Annotated in this window: 14 protein-coding genes; 9 read left to right on the top strand and 5 right to left on the bottom strand. The window is 54.0% G+C overall.

Translation table 11 applies throughout. The features are described from left to right. Positions 1 to 105 precede the first annotated feature (105 nt). The 5 genes from ACTCIA_RS11085 to ACTCIA_RS11065 all read right to left on the bottom strand — a co-directional run bounded on the left by ACTCIA_RS11085 (position 106) and on the right by ACTCIA_RS11065 (position 4,628). Entirely contained in the window at positions 106 to 792 is a 687-nt protein-coding gene (locus ACTCIA_RS11085) for an ABC transporter ATP-binding protein (RefSeq protein ID WP_463001883.1), read from the bottom strand. A gap of 19 nt (positions 793 to 811) precedes the next feature. Further along, complete coding sequence (locus tag ACTCIA_RS11080) at positions 812 to 2,035, bottom strand: ABC transporter permease (RefSeq protein ID WP_463001882.1); 1,224 nt, start codon at positions 2,033 to 2,035, stop codon at positions 812 to 814. 105 nt (positions 2,036 to 2,140) lie between these two features. Beyond that, positions 2,141 to 3,385, bottom strand: coding sequence for an ABC transporter permease (locus ACTCIA_RS11075; protein WP_463001881.1), 1,245 nt, complete (start codon positions 3,383 to 3,385; stop codon positions 2,141 to 2,143). A gap of 15 nt (positions 3,386 to 3,400) precedes the next feature. Further along, positions 3,401 to 4,159: an outer membrane lipoprotein-sorting protein gene (locus tag ACTCIA_RS11070; RefSeq protein WP_463001880.1), complete on the bottom strand. Its 759-nt coding sequence runs from the start codon at positions 4,157 to 4,159 to the stop codon at positions 3,401 to 3,403. A gap of 64 nt (positions 4,160 to 4,223) precedes the next feature. After that, positions 4,224 to 4,628, bottom strand: a complete 405-nt coding sequence (locus tag ACTCIA_RS11065) for a hypothetical protein (RefSeq protein WP_463001879.1) — start codon at positions 4,626 to 4,628, stop codon at positions 4,224 to 4,226. 1,149 nt (positions 4,629 to 5,777) lie between these two features. Here ACTCIA_RS11065 and ACTCIA_RS11060 point away from each other — a divergent pair. The 9 genes from ACTCIA_RS11060 to tssA all read left to right on the top strand — a co-directional run bounded on the left by ACTCIA_RS11060 (position 5,778) and on the right by tssA (position 18,622). Beyond that, complete coding sequence (locus ACTCIA_RS11060; protein ID WP_463001878.1) at positions 5,778 to 6,665, top strand: cache domain-containing protein; 888 nt, start codon at positions 5,778 to 5,780, stop codon at positions 6,663 to 6,665. Between the two features lie 3 nt (positions 6,666 to 6,668). Then, entirely contained in the window at positions 6,669 to 7,991 is a 1,323-nt protein-coding gene (locus ACTCIA_RS11055; protein WP_463001877.1) for a uracil-xanthine permease family protein, read from the top strand. A gap of 198 nt (positions 7,992 to 8,189) precedes the next feature. After that, positions 8,190 to 9,554, top strand: a complete 1,365-nt coding sequence (locus ACTCIA_RS11050; RefSeq protein ID WP_463001876.1) for a PP2C family protein-serine/threonine phosphatase — start codon at positions 8,190 to 8,192, stop codon at positions 9,552 to 9,554. Between the two features lie 267 nt (positions 9,555 to 9,821). Further along, positions 9,822 to 10,427, top strand: coding sequence for a type VI secretion system lipoprotein TssJ (tssJ, locus tag ACTCIA_RS11045; protein ID WP_463001875.1), 606 nt, complete (start codon positions 9,822 to 9,824; stop codon positions 10,425 to 10,427). Continuing rightward, positions 10,424 to 11,818: a type VI secretion system baseplate subunit TssK gene (gene tssK, locus ACTCIA_RS11040; RefSeq protein WP_463001874.1), complete on the top strand. Its 1,395-nt coding sequence runs from the start codon at positions 10,424 to 10,426 to the stop codon at positions 11,816 to 11,818. The genes tssJ and tssK overlap by 4 nt, the downstream gene beginning before the upstream one ends. A gap of 59 nt (positions 11,819 to 11,877) precedes the next feature. Continuing rightward, positions 11,878 to 12,588, top strand: a complete 711-nt coding sequence (locus ACTCIA_RS11035; RefSeq protein ID WP_463001873.1) for a DotU family type IV/VI secretion system protein — start codon at positions 11,878 to 11,880, stop codon at positions 12,586 to 12,588. A gap of 23 nt (positions 12,589 to 12,611) precedes the next feature. Next, the gene (locus ACTCIA_RS11030) at positions 12,612 to 16,082 is read left to right on the top strand and encodes a type VI secretion protein IcmF/TssM N-terminal domain-containing protein (RefSeq protein ID WP_463001872.1); all 3,471 of its coding nucleotides are present in this window, start codon (positions 12,612 to 12,614) and stop codon (positions 16,080 to 16,082) included. An 8-nt stretch (positions 16,083 to 16,090) separates the two neighbouring features. Continuing rightward, positions 16,091 to 16,831, top strand: a complete 741-nt coding sequence (locus ACTCIA_RS11025) for a hypothetical protein (RefSeq protein ID WP_463001871.1) — start codon at positions 16,091 to 16,093, stop codon at positions 16,829 to 16,831. A gap of 69 nt (positions 16,832 to 16,900) precedes the next feature. Then, entirely contained in the window at positions 16,901 to 18,622 is a 1,722-nt protein-coding gene (gene tssA, locus ACTCIA_RS11020) for a type VI secretion system protein TssA (RefSeq protein WP_463001870.1), read from the top strand. Positions 18,623 to 18,795: the final 173 nt, after the last annotated feature.

Raw genomic sequence — 18,795 nt, 5'->3', positions numbered from 1 at the left:
AAAGCATTCCGCCAGCCTGCCCTCGCTATTGGGCAAAAAAGCACAACAACCGCCAGGCAGACGGCAAGCCCCGCAGCCATAAGCCGTAGTATTCTTCCCGGGCGATTATTCCCAGGGTTCACCATTTGCGATTTCCCCGTCCCGGATGTGGATGAGGCGATGGGCATATGACATCACCATGCGGTCATGCGTGGAGAAAATAAAGGTGACCGCCTTTTCTTGGTTCATCTTTTCCATAATCTGCAAAAGTCCTTCGCCGGTTTTGGAATCGAGATTGGCCGTGGGTTCGTCCGCGAGCACAATGGCCGGATCCGATACAATGGCCCGGGCCACGGCAACCCTCTGCTGCTGGCCGCCGGAGAGCTCGGCGGGCCGGTTGTGGTATCTGCCCGCAAGTCCCACTTCATCAAGAATTGTCAAGGCCCGGTCCCGGCGCTCTTTTTTGGCCACTCCCTGGAGCTGCATGACATACTCCACGTTTTCCACGGCGGAAAGTACCGGCAGCAAATTATAGGCCTGAAAGACAAACCCGATGCGGCGAAGCCGCAGTTCGGCCATCTGTGACCGGGTCATGTCGGCGTAAGCGTTTCCGTCCACCCGGATACGGCCGTGGTCCGGCATATCCAGGCCGCCGATGATATTTAAAAGCGTGGTTTTGCCCGAGCCGGACGGCCCGGCAATCGCGGCAAAATCGCCCTTTTCAACGGTCAGGTCAATTTTTTTAAGTGCCTGAACAAACACTTTGCCTTGTTGGTATGTTTTGTCCGCACCCTTTATTTCCACGATGGACATTGAACGCCTCCGATTTTTTTCAGTTCCGGGCCATTGCTGTGACCGGCGTGATAAGCGCTGCGCGGGCCGCCGGATAAGCACTGACGATAAGACCCAGGGAGATGACCACGGCATTGGCCATCAAAACGTCTCCGGCAAAAATTTCCGGCCGGATGACAGCTGACATGCCGGCATACTCGAATCCCGCAGCAAACTTTGACATGTCTATACCGCGCTCTCCGATGGCATAGACCATGGAAAAGGCCAGAGCGTTTCCCATGGCCGCACCCATGACCAGGATGAACAAAGATTCGATGAGCACCAAGCGAAGAATACGCCAGGGCCGCATTCCCAGCGCTTTTAGCAGCCCGAACTCGCGCATGCGTTCAAGTACCGCCATGAGCGTTGTGTTGATGATACCAAACGCCATGGCCACAAAGACCACCAGGTACCAAAGAAGGATATAGCCGTCAAAAAGGTTAATGTAGGCCTTGAGCATTGGCTTGAGCTCTTTCCAGGTGCTCACTTCATAAGCTTCTGCGTCCACCTTTGCAGCGATTTTTTCCGCAACCGCATCTGCCCGGTCGTGATTGTCCAGTTTGACTGAGATTTCCGAGGCGTCCCCGCCTATTTTCAGCATCCCGCGGGCAGCGGATTTGCTGACAAACACAAAGCGCTTTTCCGTGGCTTCAAGTTCGGCCTCATAGATCCCCCTGATCCGGAAGGCCCGGGAAGACATATCGTGGGAGGCATCCTCGGATATCAGAATCAGCTTGTTGCCGATCCGTGTTTCAAACTTGTCGAGCAGGGCCTGTCCGACGACAATGTCTACCGGGTTTCCGGGCCGGATCATTTCCCCGGCCGACACTCCCTGGCCGATAAACGAAACCCCTGTTTCTTCTGCCGGATCGATTCCCACAAGCGTCACACCGGCTGAATGCCTGGCATTTTGGGCAATCGCAGTGACCCGGATCCGCGTGGCCATGCGGGCGTCTGCCGGCAGGCTTTCGCGCACCTTTTTTTCCAAAGGCATGGCGTCCCGGATACGGTTTTCGAGTGCGGGATCGCTGCGGAAGCCGCGGGCGTAAATCTTTATATCCCCGGTTAACGTGGAGATTCCGTTTTCGATCAAGTCCACCAGCATCCCGCGCATAAGGGAGGTCAGAAAGATCATGCTCCAGATCCCGATAATCACCGCGATCAGGATGATGATCGTGCGCCTTGGATTGCGCCAGATATTTCGCCAGGCAATGGTGATGTCCATCAGTGCGATCCGTTTATGCGGTTACATTACATTCCCCGATCCGGGTCGGTATCGGGTTTGGGTTCGGGTTCACAATCAAGTCCCGGTGGCGATTGGGTTTGAATCCTATACATGACTCATGGCTTCAACCGGCTTGAGCCCCTTGATTTTCAGAGCCGGGTAAAGCGAGACGGCAAAGGTGACGATCAGCACAAGCATTGGCCCGGCCAGTGCTGTAATGATCGAGAGCTGCGGATATATTCGGCCGGAAATTCCGTATTGCTGCAAAACATCCGAAGCTTCGGAAAAGTCGATGCCGATATGCTGAAAAATCCAGGTCACCATACAGCCCAGGACAATACCCAGGCCGATTCCCACCAGAGTCATTGCCGAGGACTCATAGAGCATCATCTGAACCAGTCGACCGGGACGGGTGCCAATGGCCATCATTACCCCGAATTCCCGGGTGCGCTCAAACACGGCCATCAAAAAGGTGTTTAATATGGAAAAGGCCACCACTAGCACCAGCAGGCCCCAGAAGACAATCCCGATGGTCAGGTCCAGCTTGATGGCCTGGGTCAGGCCGGGCATGAGCGCCTCCCAGTCGAGCACAGTCAGGTTTTTGCCGCCGGGCATCTGATGCAATCGGCTCGACAAGACCCGTTTGACCGGGCCCACCCGGTCGAGTCCGCTTACCTGAACCACGATTTCGTGAACCGCCCCACGCATGGAATAGACCTCCTGGAAGGTATCAAGGGGCATGTGCAGGGTGCTGCGGTCAAATTCATCCTGGCCTGAAGAATAGATGCCGCAGACCGTAAGCGCGGTGGCTGCAACTGACCCGTCTCTTCCCTGGCCGAGCACCACCAGTTCATCGCCAATGTCCAACTGCAGGTTTTGCGCCATCAGACGCCCGATAATCGCGGGATTGGTGTCCGGCTTGGCACGGGTGAGAAACTTGCCTTTGCGGACAAGGGTTTCCAGAGTGGAGACCCGGGCCTCGGATTCCGGGTCCACGCCGATGATCATTGCCCCTGCGGTCCGTTTGTCCGAGGATACCAGAGAAAACGCATTGGCCCGGGGCGTGACAGCCTGCACGGACTCGATTTGAGAAACCGCCTGGAGAACCGGTCCGGGTATGGGCACCACCTGGCGCATGGATTTTTTCTCGAAATAGTTATCCGCCTGGATCTGCAGATGGCCTGTGTTGATCTGAATGGCGGAATTGATCATGGTCTCGTAGGCGCCGAACTGAAAGGAGAGCATGAATATCAGGATGATACAGGCAAACGCGATGGCGCTGATGGTCAGCCAGGTCCGCCGCGGGTTGCGCCACACGTTTCGCCAGGCCATTTTTATGTCCATGTGCATCAGCAATCGTCCGGACTAAAGTCTGGAGTTTTTGAGACTTGCGATGGTAAACATCCGATTTGATATGTTCACCCCGAACTCAAGGGTTTGGTAATAGAGTACGGTATATTCTTCCTTCTGACCCGCTTTTTGCATCTTCCATTTCACCGGATAAAGCCGGCCACCGAGCATTTCAATCCTCTTCATGCTCAGGGCCTTGACCAGCTTCCTGTCCTCGTCGAAAAAGGCCTGACGAAGCAGGATATGGTCTTGGCGGATTTTGAGCTTTTGCATGCCCCAGACCACAGGTGCGCCCGGTTTGGGAAGCGAGCGGATGATATAGACGGTTTTCCCCTCGTGGGTTTCCGTGCCGATGATCTCATGGGTGTACTGGTCCACGATGTTGTCCGACTTTGCCAGGTCATTGTTGGAAAAGTCCGACCCCTGCCAGGACTGGGACATCATGGATGGCGGCAGTTTGATCACCCGGTTGACTTTGGGGTTGTATATCCACATTTCATCGCCCCGCTTCAGGGTACCGTTTCCCCGGTCCTTGGGAGGGGAGACGATCCAGAAAATGCTGTTCTCCCTTGCCTGAGTCCAGGCCTTGATCGTCATGGTCCGTTGCCAGTCCGGCCGATGGATTGTCATTTCCACCACCGCCCGTGAGGTTTCCCCCCGCAGGTAGTTGACTGCATCCTCTACCAGGACCTGGGCCTTTTCTGCGTGAGCACCGGGCAGACTACTCACGCAAAATAAAAGTGACATTGCGGCAAACAGAAAAAAGCGTTTCATTTTTCAAGCCCCTTGATGATCAACTCCAAAAGGAGTGTCCGATGTTTGTCAGCCGCCGCCAACCTCAGGCCCAGCCCCTGATTTTGGCGGCGGCATACGGCGAAAGCGCAACGACAAGCAAAACGATTGGCCAAATGTTGCCCTCTCTGAACATGTAGGCTTCAAGAAGCTGCGGCCAGGATTTGCCCTGGATGATTCGCCCGAATGTAAATTCAAATACCAGGGTAAGGCACAGCCAGCCAATGCCGATTAGAGCGTAACTTTCAACTGGAATCCGTCCAAACCAAGGCAAGGCAATGTATGCCATTCCAAAAATGAGTCCTGACAGAAGAACGCCGCTAAGGATCAGTGCCGAGGGCTTTCCTAAAACCGAAATAAGCACAGCTTCCCGGAGCGCGCCATTTGCGATGGCCAGCGTTAAGATGATCAACCACACCGCAAATGCCTTTAAAATAATGTTGAGAGTCAAAAATCCCTCCTGTATCAAACGAAAATCATTATGAACCCTATGGCATTTGTCAATTAAAAGTCAATGTTATAGGGTATTTTGAAGCCTAAAGCAATATACAAAAGAGATTTTCTCCCGATTTGGAAAGCTGGTAACGACTCTGGCAGAAAACAACTGACATGGAGGCAATCAGGGAAAAAATAAACGAGCTTCTGGCCAGGTACACGGTTTACTACACTGTGGAAAAAAAGGAATAGACAGGCAATAGTTTTTCTGATTTCCGGCCTTTACAAAATATTTCTAAATAATATTTTGAAATTGACGATATGAATAAAAAAATATTGAAAATAGGATTCAGGCAGGGCAAAAGGCCCAATGAGACCATAATGTTACAAACCTTTATCTATAGAAAAGCGGGGCAAGAAAAAGGCAACACCCTGATCTTGTGAACCCTGCCGAAAAAAACAAACACAAGGAGGGGGAAAATGGGATTCCGCAGAAACCGCACACCAAGATTGCGCCGGTTTTGGAAAACCGAGCGGAGAAACACCAGCCGTGCCGATAAATGGCCGGCTTGGAAAAAAGACGTCCAGGTGGCACGCTACGTCAGCCTGCTGAAGTAACGGCTACCCCGTAAGGATTTGCTTTCCCTGAATGCATCGGATGCGGCCCGGGGCCAATACCAAGCACCGGGCCGCATCCGATCCCGGATTGTTTTATGCCTGATTTACAGTCAGTCACAGCTCTATTTGGCAAACAACCCCTCCGTTTCAGCAAACTGGAAACTGCTACGCCTGTTGAAAAATGATTGAATATCGTATCAGCAGATGATAAATGCGGCTCTCAGAGCATTTTTCCGGCATAGAATTGATGAGCCTGTAAAAAGTCTTTTTTACAGGCAGTGTTAAGTTTTAAGTGATTAAGTGTTAAATAAAATCAATAATTTATTTGTTTATTGGTTGGCGGTTATCTCCGATTTGAGACTTTTTACGGTGCCATCAGAATTGATAAAGGCAGCAAAAAGCCCTTGCCGTCTTTTGATTCTTTTTAACAGAAAATTTATCTGCATCAGGATCCTCCGGCCATGAGCAGTTCATGCTAATCAAAAGCCTTTTCCCGCAAACCGGCCTGATGGCTTCAAAAAAGCCCGGGCTTTGGCAGCTATCTGTAATGTCAAAGCTATTGTTGATTTTGCCGCTGCTCGCCTTGCTGCTTATCCTGCCCGAAATTTCCGCAGGCGCCGATGATACAGACGAAACCACGTACTATTACAAGCGCACAAAACGGGTGGTCTCCATGGTCAACAACGCGGCCAGGGTCCTTGAAGAAAAGGGGGATAAGGCCTTTGACGCGTTTGCACAAAAGGATTCCCGGTGGTTTCAGGGAGAGATCTACCTGTTTATCTATACCATGGAAGGCGTCAATATTTTTCATCCCGTGCAGGAACAACTGGTGGGCCAGGATCTTTATGACATGAAAGATGTCAACGGCCGCCCGTTGATCCGGCTTCTCATTGAAAAGGCGGAAGGTGGCGGCGGCTGGGTGCATTATATGTGGACCCGGCCCGGGGAATTTATTCCCACCTGGAAAAGCGGATATGCCCAAAAAGCGGTCATGCCCGACGGGCGGGAGGTTTTTGTCGGCTCCGGTGTTTACAATATCCGCACGGAAAAAGAGTTTATCATCGAGATGGTCGATGATGCGGTTGAACTGATCCGGGAGAAAAAAGAAGCGGCCTTTGATGCTTTCCGAAGCGATGCCGGCCCGTTTTCCTTTCGGGATTCCTACATCCTTGTGTTTAAAGATGACGGCACGGCGGTGGTCGATCCCGCGTTTCCCTATCTCGAAGGCCGGAACCTGCTCAAATACGACATTATCAAAAAAATGATCAGCCGCATCAAGGGGGAAAAAAGCGCCTGGGTCTCCTACCGGCGGCCCAGGCCGGGTGATGTCAACCCTTCAAAAAAACTGGCCTATCTGCGGGCTGTAACCATAAACGGCGAGCACTATATTGTGGCTGCAGACTTTTTCCCGCCAAAGCCCATCTGGATGAGGTAATCCATGGCCAAACCGAGCTATCTGATATACGGGCGGGATGACAGCCCGTCTTTTTTGATTTGCCTGCTTTCCGGAATCCAGCATACCTTTGTCATGTCCAGCACCCTGATCCTGCCGGTTGTGGTGATCGGTGAAATCGGAGGCTCCCAGCTGGAAATCCAGCGGGTGGTGAGCATGACCATGATCGCCATCGGGATAACCACCATGCTCCAAAGCCTCCGGGGACGGATCGGCATGGGCCATCTCTGCCCCTACCTGGCCGGGGTACCCTATTTTGCCGCTTCCATGCAGGCGGCCTGGGCCGGGGGGGTGGCCATGATGGCGGGCATGTTTGTCATTTCCGGTATGTTTGAATCGTTATTTTCGCGCCTGGTAAAGCGGCTGCGGTTTCTTTTCCCCGCAGAGGTGACCGGGGTTGTGGTCATGATGGTGGGCATTGCACTCATCCCCCTTGGCGTGGCCAACTTCATGGGGATCAAAACCGCCGAGGCCCTTTACGAGATTCCGGATATCATGGTCGGGGCCACCACCCTGGCGGTCATGATCGGCCTCAGTGTCTGGGGTACCGGCAGGGTTCGTGTCTATTGCGTATTTATCGGGCTGGTCATGGGTTATCTGGTGGCCTATACAGCGGACGTAATGACAATCTATGAGATCAACAAGGTGACTGCCGCCAGGAGTTTCAAGCTGCCGGGCCTGCCGGAATACGGCTGGCAGTTTGATCCAAACCTGATTTTCCCCTTTATCATCGCTGCGTTGTGCACGAGCCTGAAAGCCATCGGTGATATGATCACCTGCCAGAAAATCAGCGATGATCAATGGAAACAGCCGGATATGACCGGCATCAGCAACGGCCTTCTGGCCGGCGGTATCGGCACCACGCTTGCGGGTATACTGGGCGGCGTGGGCATCAGCACCAGTTCGAGCAATATCGGGGTTTCTGCGGCTACGGGCACCACCAGCCGGAAAATCGGGCTTTTTGCCGGCGGCCTGTTTGTGGCCTTTGCCTGCCTGCCCAAAATCACCGCGGTTTTCTCGGTGATGCCAAAACCGGTGATGGGCGCGGTTTTGATTTTTGTGACCTGCTATATGATCACCGCAGGCATCCAGATATTGATGACCGTGGAAATGGATACCCAAAAAATATTTGTCATCGGAGCCGCCATTATATTCGGCTTAAGCGCCGATATCCTGCCGGACCTTTACAACTATATCCCGGCCTGGCTCAAACCGATGTTCAGCTCCTCGCTGACCCTGTCAACTGTTATTGCCATCAGCCTCACACAGATCTTCCGGGTCGGCGATTATTTAAAGAGCAAGCTTTGAAGGCTTCGTAAAAAGTCTGATTTCAGATGGTGCCGTAAAAAGTTCAAGATCAAGGCTTGCGCAATTTCGAAGAATGCAGCGTACTTCGCCGTACGTGAAATTCTGAGAAATTGCGCGTAACGCAGATATTGGACTTTTTACGGTGCCATCAAGCTTTCGGCCAAACATTAATCTTCTGCGGCAAAAAGGCATATGCGTATGATTGATCTGATCACCACCCTTCTCCCGAACGTCTGTGTCATTATGGTCTTTGCCTACATTCTGACCCGGACCCGGTTTTTCAATGAAATTTTAGAACAGCGTTTTACCCGGCAGAACCGGCTTATCCTGATCCTGGTATGCGGGCTGTTTTCCATCTACGGGACCATCGGCGGCATGGAGATTCTAGGCGGCATCGCCAATATTCGCGATCTTGGCCCGGCCATTGCCGGTCTTCTGGCCGGGCCGGTGGTGGGTGTTGCAGCCGGGCTTATCGGCGGGTTTCACCGGTTTTTCATGGGAGGCTTCACGGCGGTTCCCTGTACTGCGGCAACCATTATCGCGGGTTTTCTGGGCGGAGTCGTGTTTCTGCTGAGCAAAAAAAAGATCCCTTCTGTTTATACCGCGGCGGGCTTTGCCGCGGGTATGGAAATTTTGCACATGGCGATGGTGCTTTTGCTGAGCCGCCCCTATGATGAGGCCGTTGCCATTGTCCGGGCGATCACCATCCCCATGATCGCGGCCAACGCCCTGGGGCTGGGTATTTTTTTCTTTATTGTCACCAATCTCATTTCTGAGATCAAAACCCGGTCTGAAAAAAACATGATCGAAGGGGAACTGCGCGGAGCCCGGGAAATCCAGATGAGCATCGTGCCCCGGATTTACCCGGCTTTTCCGGATCTGGACAAGATCGATTTGTGCACAAAACTGCTGCCGGCCAAGGAAGTGGGCGGAGACCTCTATGATTATTACCTGCTGGATGAAAACAAAAATGAGCTGTTTTTCATGGTGGGCGATGTCTCGGACAAGGGCGTGCCGGCATCGCTTTTTATGATCATCACCATGACCCTGTTTAAAGCCAATGCTAGTGCCGGCGCTGATCTGACAAAGATCGTTGAGCGGGTCAACAGCCAGTTGGCCGAGGACAACACCTCCAACATGTTTGTGACCCTGTTTTGCGGGGTAATGAACATTGCCAGCGGCGAAATTCGTTATGTCAACGCCGGCCACAACCCGCCGCTGATCATTCGCCGGAATCAGCAGCCGGAGTTTGTCGCCTCTACAGGGGACCTGGTCATGGGGGCAATGCCCGGAATTGATTACCATTCAAAGACCATGACCCTGCATCCCGGCGATACCCTTTTGATTTACACCGACGGGATCACCGAGGCCTTTAACCCGGCACAGGAACTGTTTTCAGAACAACGGTTAACAGAGGCCGCCCGGGGTATCAATGCGCTGTCTGCAAGCCAGGGCGTGGATTCCATCCATGATGCCGTAACCCGGTTTGCCGCAGGTGCCACCCAGTCCGACGATCTAACGCTGCTTTTGCTGCGATACAAGCCGGAGCAGGACCAGGGATGAAAAATTTTACTAAATATTTTGTTCATCCGGCCGATACCACTTTATACACCCGTTTTTGCGGATGTATAACAAATTTGTTCTTTACAAACAAAAGGTACTATGGAATTTTTGCGAAGCTGTTTCCGGCTGCCGGATAAAATATCCGGTGCTTGCTGCAGGATGTGAGCCCAGCGGCAGCAAAATGATACCAAGGCTTTGTTATAATGCATGTGCGGACACTGAAATAACCTGAAATTCAGGTTACACAATCGTACGAAATGGGCTTTGATGGACAGTTATTGTTTTCATAAGTATTTACCCCCCGGTTTCCGGCGCTGCTGCCTTGTTCTGGCGGGCCTGCTGATGCTTTGTGTTGCATGCGGGGCCAAAAAGACCGACCCGCCGGCCCCGGAGGTCAACTGGGATTTCAAAGCCGGCGCGGTTCAAATCGCTTACCAAGCCTCCCCGGACCTCAACGAATACAACAATTCCCCCCACACCATGATCCTGATGGTCTACCAGCTAAGCGAAGCTTCTGATTTCAAAAATTACATTCAAAGCCCCGACGGCATCAAACGCCTGTTAAACCTCTATGACCCGGACGAGCGAAAAACCGTTTCATTGAAAAACATAGAAGAGTTCCAGCGGTTTGTGGTTTCCCCGGGCACAAAGAAGACCCTGACCCTTGACCGGGTCAAAGACGCCCGCTGGATCGGGCTGGTGGCCGGTTATTTCAACAGCCGGCCGGAATTTTGCAGTGCGGTTCTGCGCATCCCGGTCAAACGAACCAAAGAAGGGCTGATCAGAAAAAAGATCAATGTTGAACCCGCAGATCTGCATATCAACATTGAACTTGACGCCAACCAGATGCATACAAGCAGGGACGCTTCATGAAGTCAAAAAGTCCGTTATACTGGCATCAGGGCCTGTTTTTACAGCCCCATCATTTTCAGCAGTTCGATCAATACCAGCAGTCTTTGCTGCTTCCCCTGAAAGAACAACTCACCCCGCATTTCTGGGGCGTTATCGAAAACCGGATCAACAAGGATGCACTCAAAAACCAGACCATCGAAATCAACCGGGCGGATCTGATTTTTCCGGACGGTACCTGGGCGGAATTTCCCGGCAACAGCCTGCTTCAGTCCAGGTCCTTTGACCATGCCTGGGTTGAGGCGGACAAGCCGTTTACGGTGTATCTGGGCCTGCGAAAACTCGACCCCAATACAGCCAACGCCGCGGTTTTGAACAACACCGATGAGGTCGGCAGTGCTGCGGCCCGGCTGGTGACTTTCAGGGAGGCCGGGGAGGTTGGCGACCTCTACACGGCCGGACCCCGGGCAAGCGTTCCAACGCTTCAGTTTCTGCTGCGGATTTTCTGGGAAAATGAAATCGCGGACTTAAACGATTACATGCTCATTCCCATTGCCCAGCTCTGGCGGGAAGGCGAAGACATTCTGGTGTCCGGACAGTTTGTGCCGCCGTGTCTTTCAGTGACCGGATCAGACAGCCTTTTTAAAATGATCAAATCGGTCCGGGATCAGATCGCCTCCCGCTGCCGCCAGCTCCAGGAATACAAAAGCCCCAAGGAGATTCAGACCTCAAGCTTTGACACCGAATACATGGTCTATCTGCTGGCCCTGCGGTCTTTGAACCGGTATGCACCTTCCCTGTTTCACCTGCTTGAGGCACCAAATGTACATCCCTGGCAGGTATACGCCCTTTTCCGGCAGATCGTCGGAGAGCTAAGCTCCTTTTCAGACCGGATCAATGCCCTGGGTGAAACCGCCAATGACGTCAAGTTGATGCCCGCATACGACCACAGCGATTTAACCCGCTGTTTTTCCGACGCCACCACCCTGATCACTGAACTGTTAAACGACATCATCATCGGTCCGGAACACATTGTCCGGCTGGAAAGAGACGATATCGGCTTCAGAGGTGAAATTCCGCCCGAAGCCCTTGACCGGAGAAACGAATTTTACCTGGTGATCCGCAGCAAAACACAGGAATCGGCCCTGAAAAAAGCACTTACCAATATTGTCAAGATCTGCTCCGTGGATCATATGCCGACACTGATTTCAAGGGCACTGCCGGGTATTGCCCTGGAACAGACCAAAATTCCGCCGCCGGGCCTGCCCAGGCGGCCGGATTCCCAATATTTCCGGATTGATCGCTCAGATGCGCTCTGGCGTTACATTGAACGCAGCCAAAACATTCAGATTTACTGGGAAAATCCTCCGGATGATTTGTACGCGGAAATCGTTGTCCTGCAAAAGCAGTCCTGACCTGACCGGCAGCGTTTGTCCGATTCCCCAATCAATAAAAATTTACGGGATGACAGCCCATGAATGAATCCGTCCATTGCCCGGTACCGCCTGAAAATCCGCATCCGTCGCGGGTACGGCTGATTGACTGCTTTATGGAAATCATTGCCTATACCCTGTACCGGGTGGACTGCGGCAGCGGGGCCCATCCGGATTTCGAGACCGTGCAGGCCGACTATGACGCGCTTTTGAAGCGCTCGGGCCGTTATGCCCAGCAGGCGAAAATCTCCAGCTCTGACTGGAAAAAGGCTTGTTTTCCGGTCTGCGGCTGGGTGGATGAACAGATCATGTGCTCGGACTGGCCGGAAAAGGGGCGATGGCAGCAAAACCAGCTGCAGCTCAAGTTTTTCCAGACCACCATGGCCGGCCGGGAATTTTTCAACCGGCTTGAAAAACTCAAGGAAAACGAACGGGAAGTCCGTGAGGTGTTCACCTACTGCCTGGCGCTGGGCTACAAGGGCCGGTATTACACAGATGATGATCAGATGCAGCTCTCTGAAATCAAGGTGGAGAATCTGCTCAAATATTTTTCCGAAGACCAGGAATTAAACCTGCCTGAAGATCTGTTTCCTGAGGCCTACCAGGACAGGGCGGCAGCCGGCAAAGCTTTTTTTTACAGGTCCGGCTTCTGGCCGGCGGTGTTGTTTTTCGCACTGCCGCCGGTTGCCGTGGCCGGTGCCTATATTTTTTATTATGAAAGCCTCGGCCGCCTTGTGGAAAACCTGTTTTAACTGCAAATATCGGATCCGGGATCATGATTCGCAAAATTTTGAAATTCTTTTTATACGCCTTTCTGCTGCTTGCCCTGGCTGCAGGCATTGCATTTCTGGTTATTGCCAAACAATGGCCCTGGTGGGTGGGCGCAGCCATGGCAGCAGGCGTTCTGGGTCTTGTGCTGGGATTTTTGTTTCTCAAACGATACCTTTTGCAGCGCAGGGAACGCAAGTTCGTCAAGCAAATCATTGCCCAGGACGACCAGGCCATCGGCCAGGCGCCCAAACATGATCGCCGCCAGCTCCAGGAACTGCAGGAAAAGTGGAAAAAATCCCTGGATCTGCTGCGCCAGTCCAACCTGAAAAAAGCCGGCAACCCGCTTTATGTGCTGCCCTGGTACATGGTGATCGGCGAGTCGGGCACCGGCAAGACAACAGCCATCAAAAACGCCAAGGCCAATTCCCCGGTGGCTGAAGTTAACACGGGAATCGGGGGCACTCGCAATTTTGACTGGTGGTTTTTTGATGAAGCCATTGTCCTGGACACGGCCGGGCGCTACGCCATTCCCATCGACCAGGATCCGGACCGGGAAGAATGGGAACGTTTTCTGGGCCTGCTTGCCAAGTACCGGAAAAAAGAGCCGTTAAACGGGCTGATTCTCACTGTGGGAGCAGATCAGCTTTTGACCCAGGATTCAGACACCCTGCGGGAAAACGGCCTGAACCTGCGCAAACGAATTGATCAGCTCATGCGCGTCTGCGGGGCCAAATTCCCGGTTTATCTCATGGTCACCAAAACCGACCGGGTCCACGGCTTCAACCCTTTCAGCCGGCTTCTGCCTGAAGACCGCCTTAACCAGGCCATGGGCTATAGCAGCCCGGAGTCCGGCCGGTACTGGGAGGACTTTCTGGACTCGGCCCACCGCCGTGTATGCAACCGCTTAAAAGACCTCCGCCTGCTGATCATACAGCACAACAGCCGGCCTGATCCCGGCGTGCTCATGTTCCCGGATGAATTTGAAAAGCTCCACGCCGGCTTAAAAAGCTTTGCAGAAGGCACATTTCAGGAAAATCCCTACCAGGAAACCCCCATGCTCATGGGGGTTTACTATTCAAGCGGCACACAGACGGGCGCGCCCTGCTCGGAATTTGTCCAGCAATTCAGCATTACCTGCCCGGAACCGGTCCAGGGCCGCAACGGCATCTTTCTCAGGGATTTTTTCAAGCGCATTTTGCCCGCGGATCGCCACCTTTTCCGGCCGATACTGGAGTATCTCAAGTGGCGGCGGCTCACCAGGCGGTTTGGCCTGACAGCCTGGGCTCTTTTGTGTTTGTGTCTTCTGGGCATGATCAGCCTGTCTTACATCCAGAATACCCAAGCCGTAAAAGAAATCGCCCGGCATGCCCAGGCGCCTCCGGATTTTACCGGTGAAGCGGCAACCGACGTGCTGATGTTAGACGCCTACGGCCGGCAGCTCGGCGAGATTCGCGAGTTTAACCGCGACTGGCGCATTCCCCGTTTTGGCCTCACTCAGAGCCTGGAAGTGGAAAATCGATTCGTGGACCGCTATGTCCAAAGTTTCCGGGATTATTTCCTGAAACCCATGGACGATCAGCTTGAAAAAAACATCAATCAATTTGACACCAGCACCCGGGATTCGGTTGTGGCCGACTATGCCGCCCACATGGTGGGCCGCATACGGGTGCTTCAGGATTACCTGAAAGGCCGCAGACCCGACTCCGAATCCGCGCTCACGGCCGTATCCTCGGAGATCTGGCTGGTCATGGATGAAACCGTCCTAAACGACATCGCCCTGGAGTTCGGGCGAAATTATTACAAATATCTGGAGCTTGCAGATAACCGGCAGGCCATGGCCCGGAAGGTCAAAACATTGCAGGGGCTTCTTTCAGATTTGCTCAAAACAAGGGCCACTGGACAAAGCGGCGGAGAAGGGGATCTGAACTGGCTCACCGCAAAAAAGATGCCGCATGTGGCCTCTGTTTCCCTGGAGCATTACTGGGGAGAACTGACAGGTTCGCCGGAAAATCACAGCCGTGACGCCATACCCGCTTTTGTGCCCGGGGCCTACACCCGGGAGGGCAAAGAGCGGATTCATGAATTCATCGGCCAGATCAAACAGGTGCTGGAGCCGGACGACCGATTTAAAACAGCCGAAAAAGTCTTTTGGCGGCGTTATGAAAACGACTATTTGCAGGCATGGGCCAATTTTGCGCTTAGCTTTTCAGGGGGCCCGGACTTTCCCGTATCCGGGGTGCAGCGCCGGAAACTGGCCCGATCCATGAGCACTCCGGACAATGCCTATTTTCAGCTCTTATCGGAAATGGCCCGACAGCTCCGGGTCATAGATGATCCGCCGGCCTGGGCAGCCGCTGTTTTGGAAATCGAAAAAGTGCGAAATACCCGCATCGAATCCCGTCAGGAGAAGGCCTCACTGGTGGACCGGATACGGGACAAGGGGTCAGCGGCCGCAGGCAAAACCCTTTCAGTGACATCCCCGGAGGCGGCCCGCAAAAGGGAAAAACAACTGGCTGCCGCCGAGCAGTGGCACAACTACCTCCAAGCCCTGGAAAAGCTGCAGCCGGCCGCAAACCGGAGACAAACCGCTTTTGAGATGGCCGGTGATTTCTTCTCCCCCGGAAGCGGGGCCCCGGGACAGAAATCCGAATTTCACGCCGCCCAGGATGAATTCTCCGCCCTGCTCTCACGACTGGAGGAAGGCAAGGATCCGTCGGTTGCCGGGGTACTGCTTGAAGGACCCCTGGAATACATGGCCGATTTCGCCATCCGGCAGGCCCAGGGCGTGGTGCAGAAAAAATGGGAATCCATGGTCTTGTCCAATACCCGGGGCATGGATCCGGGCCGGGTTCCCTACACCATTTTCAAGCGGCCGGACGGCGCGGTCTGGAAATTTCTCGACGGGCCGGCCAAACCCTTTGTGGGGCGGGGAAAGGACGGATTTTACGCCGCCAGTGCCCTGAACCGGTCCATGGCTTTTAAAAACGATTTTTTCCTGTTTTTGGACCAGGGAGCCGATGGAACGGTGGAAGTCGAACCTGAATACAATGTAGAGATCAGCACCCTGCCGGTCCGGGTCAATGAAGGCGCGGAGAAAAGCCCGTATGCGGTTTTGCTCAACCTGTCCTGCGCAGACGGCCAGACGCAGCTGAAAAATTTTAATTTTCGTGAAACCCGGCCGTTTAAATGGCAGATGAACCAGTGCGGCGATGTGGAACTGACCATTTTGATGCCGGATACAAAGCTGAAATACCGTTACCCGGGCGAAATGGGCTTTGCCCGGTTTCTGCGGGATTTCCGGGACGGGGTAAAAAATTTCTCCCCGGAAGATTTCCCCGAACAATCCCGATTGCTGAAGAACTGGGGCATTTCAAGTATCCGGGTGGCTTACGAAATCCAGGATGCCGGGCCGGTGATTCGGCTGCTGACAGACGTGCCCCGGAATGTGCCTGAAACCATTATTGCGGGAAGATAGCGCCGCCAATGCAATGGACACGTTCATTCTGGGGCAAGCATCCGTCATTTAAGGATTATATCCGGATCAATGCGGATGAACCCATGGTTTACGCGTTTGTTCAATGGCTGGACAAATGGTGGCAAAGTGCCGGGGGGTCCGGATTTCAAAAAAATTCAGGGACAAGCGCCTGGTTTTGGGTCATGCCCTCAAATGCCGCGCACCTGGCCTGCGGGATTATTGCCCCCGGCGCCGATGCAGAAGGCCGGCCGGCTCCGGTTTTGTGCGCAATGAAAGGCGTGCTGCCCAAAAGGTCCCGGAAGGCCTGGCAGATGCTGCCCGTTTCCTGCATGGCCCCGTGGCAGGCCATGGCGGATTTTCTGGAACAGGGTTTTGATGCTTTTGGTGATTTTCAAAACGCATTGGGCGCGATCCCGCAGCCGGACTTTGACATACGGCCCGTGTTTGCGGAACCGGCAGGCATGACGGCCATCCGAAAAGCCGTCCGGCAGAGCCTGGCGGCCGGGAAAAACCGGTTTATCCGGGAGAAAATGCTTTGCTTTTCTCCGGATGAAGCCGGCAGCCTGCCGGGCTGCGGTGAAAAAGACGTCCTTTTTTCCTGGATGACCGCAATCCGGGAAGCCGTGGACCTGGGCCCGGGCAGTGCGTTTATTCGAAACACGGGCGGGCGAACGGCCCTGTATCTGTATTACCGCCCCCTGGGGGCGGCGGATTTTTTAAAGGCTTCTATGGGCAAAACGCATCACTAAACTTTCAGGCAAAACATCCGATAACATAAAAAGTTGTTTTTTTTGACAAACCAGTCGCAGAGAGCAGACATGGACATCGTATCCCTGGGAAAAACCCCGATCCGTCAAGACGCCCCGACAGGCGAGGACACCACCTATCTGCCGGAGTTTGAAGAACTTCAGAATGAAATCGACAAACTCTCTGTTGTCTCATCCCAGGCCGGACAGGTGGACTGGGACCGGGTGCTTGAGCTGGGCTCCGTGCTTCTGGCTGAAAAATCCAAGAACCTTCTTGTGGCCGCTTACATGGCCGAGGCCCTGATCAAAACCCGGCAGTTCGAAGGGTTGCAGCAGGGCACTCAGGTGCTAAAAGACCTGGTGGAAAATTACTGGGATACCCTGTTTCCGCCCAAAAAGCGCAAAAAAGGCCGCATCAACGCCCTGAAATGGTGGTATGACCGGGCGGAAAAATTTATCAAAAATTATGCGTCCCCGGCCCAGCCCGCCCAGGCTGTTGAGGATATCAAACAGACCCTGTCGGATCTCGACGGCCTGCTTGCTGAAAAATCAGACGACGCCCCGATGCTGCGCCCGTTGATTCAGCATGTGGATAAAATTCCGGTGGAGGCCCGGCAGCCCGAGCCCGAACCGCAACCCGAACCCGAAATCGAAGCTGAAGCTGAGCCCGAAGCCGAAGCCCAACCCCAAACCGCCGGGGCCGCAGCCGAAGCCAATGGGGGCGACACCGATCAGGAAGCGGCAAAAGAAAAAGCCCGGGATGCCGGGGGGGTGCCTGAGGAAAAACAAGCCCAGCAAAAGGCTTCGAAGCCCGCAGAACCAGCACCCGCACCGCCGGCTCCCCCGGCAATGAATCAGGCCCCGGAATCTGACAGGGACTCAAAAAAGGCCCTGAACGCATCCCTGGACACGCTGGGCAGGCTGGCCCGGTATTATCTCAAAATCAATGACGCCAACCCCATGGCTTACCGGTTAAACCGGATTTATGCCTGGCTGACCGTTGACGCATTGCCCATTGTCCAGGAGGACAACAAAACCCCCCTGCCGCCGCCGGACCCGGCGGTCAAAAGCGCACTGGAAGATCAGCTTGCGGCCGGGGACTGTCAAAACGCTGTGGCCGCCGCCGAAGCCGGGCTCCGGGAGCGTCTGTTCTGGCTGGATTTAAACCGTTTGGCCGCCCGGGCCCTGGAAGCCCTTGGCGAAAAATATGAACCGGCCCGGGACATGATCTGCCGGGAGACGGCCATGTTTGTCAAACGGCTGCCCGGCCTGGAAAACCTGGCATTTTCAGACGGCACCCCGTTTTGCGACAGCCAGACCCGGCAATGGCTCAATTCGATTACCGGCGCGGATGCCGCCCAACAGACGGTGTTTGCCGGCTCCACAGGACAGTCCGGGCCGGAAACCGGCAGCCGGCACGCGGAAATAGAGGACGAAGCCGGGCAACTGGTGAAAAACAAAAAAGTGGTTGCGGCCGTGGAGCTGCTCCAGGAGAACCTGGCATCCTGCAGTTCCGGCCGGGATGCCCTGTTGTTTCGCATCAGCCTGTGCCGGGTGCTGATCAATGCCGGCAGGGCGGAACTGGCACTTCCCCAGCTCGAAGCCCTGGAGGCAGAAATTGACGCCCACGGTATAGCGTCCTGGGAACCCGGACTTGCCCTGCAGGGGCTTGAGCTGGTTTATGCCGGGTTCAGGGACTGCGCCAGAGAGCCGCTCCGGGATCGGGCCGGGGCGGTGTTTGACCGGATCGCGCGGATCAATCCGGCAGCGGCATTCAAGATTTCCGGCATTTGACCGCACTTGTCAACACAGGAAACAAAGCATGACAAAAGCTTGATGGCACTATAAGAAGTCTGATTTCAGATGGTGCCGTAAAAAGTTCAAGATCAAGGCTTGCGCAATTTCGAAGAATGCAGCGTAGTTATCCGTACGTGAAATTCTGAGAAATTGCGCGTAACGCAGATATT

The organism is Desulfosalsimonas sp., from assembly GCF_055149105.1.
Note: the sequence above shows the minus strand (reverse complement) of the source record. Positions and strands in the feature narration are given on the sequence as shown.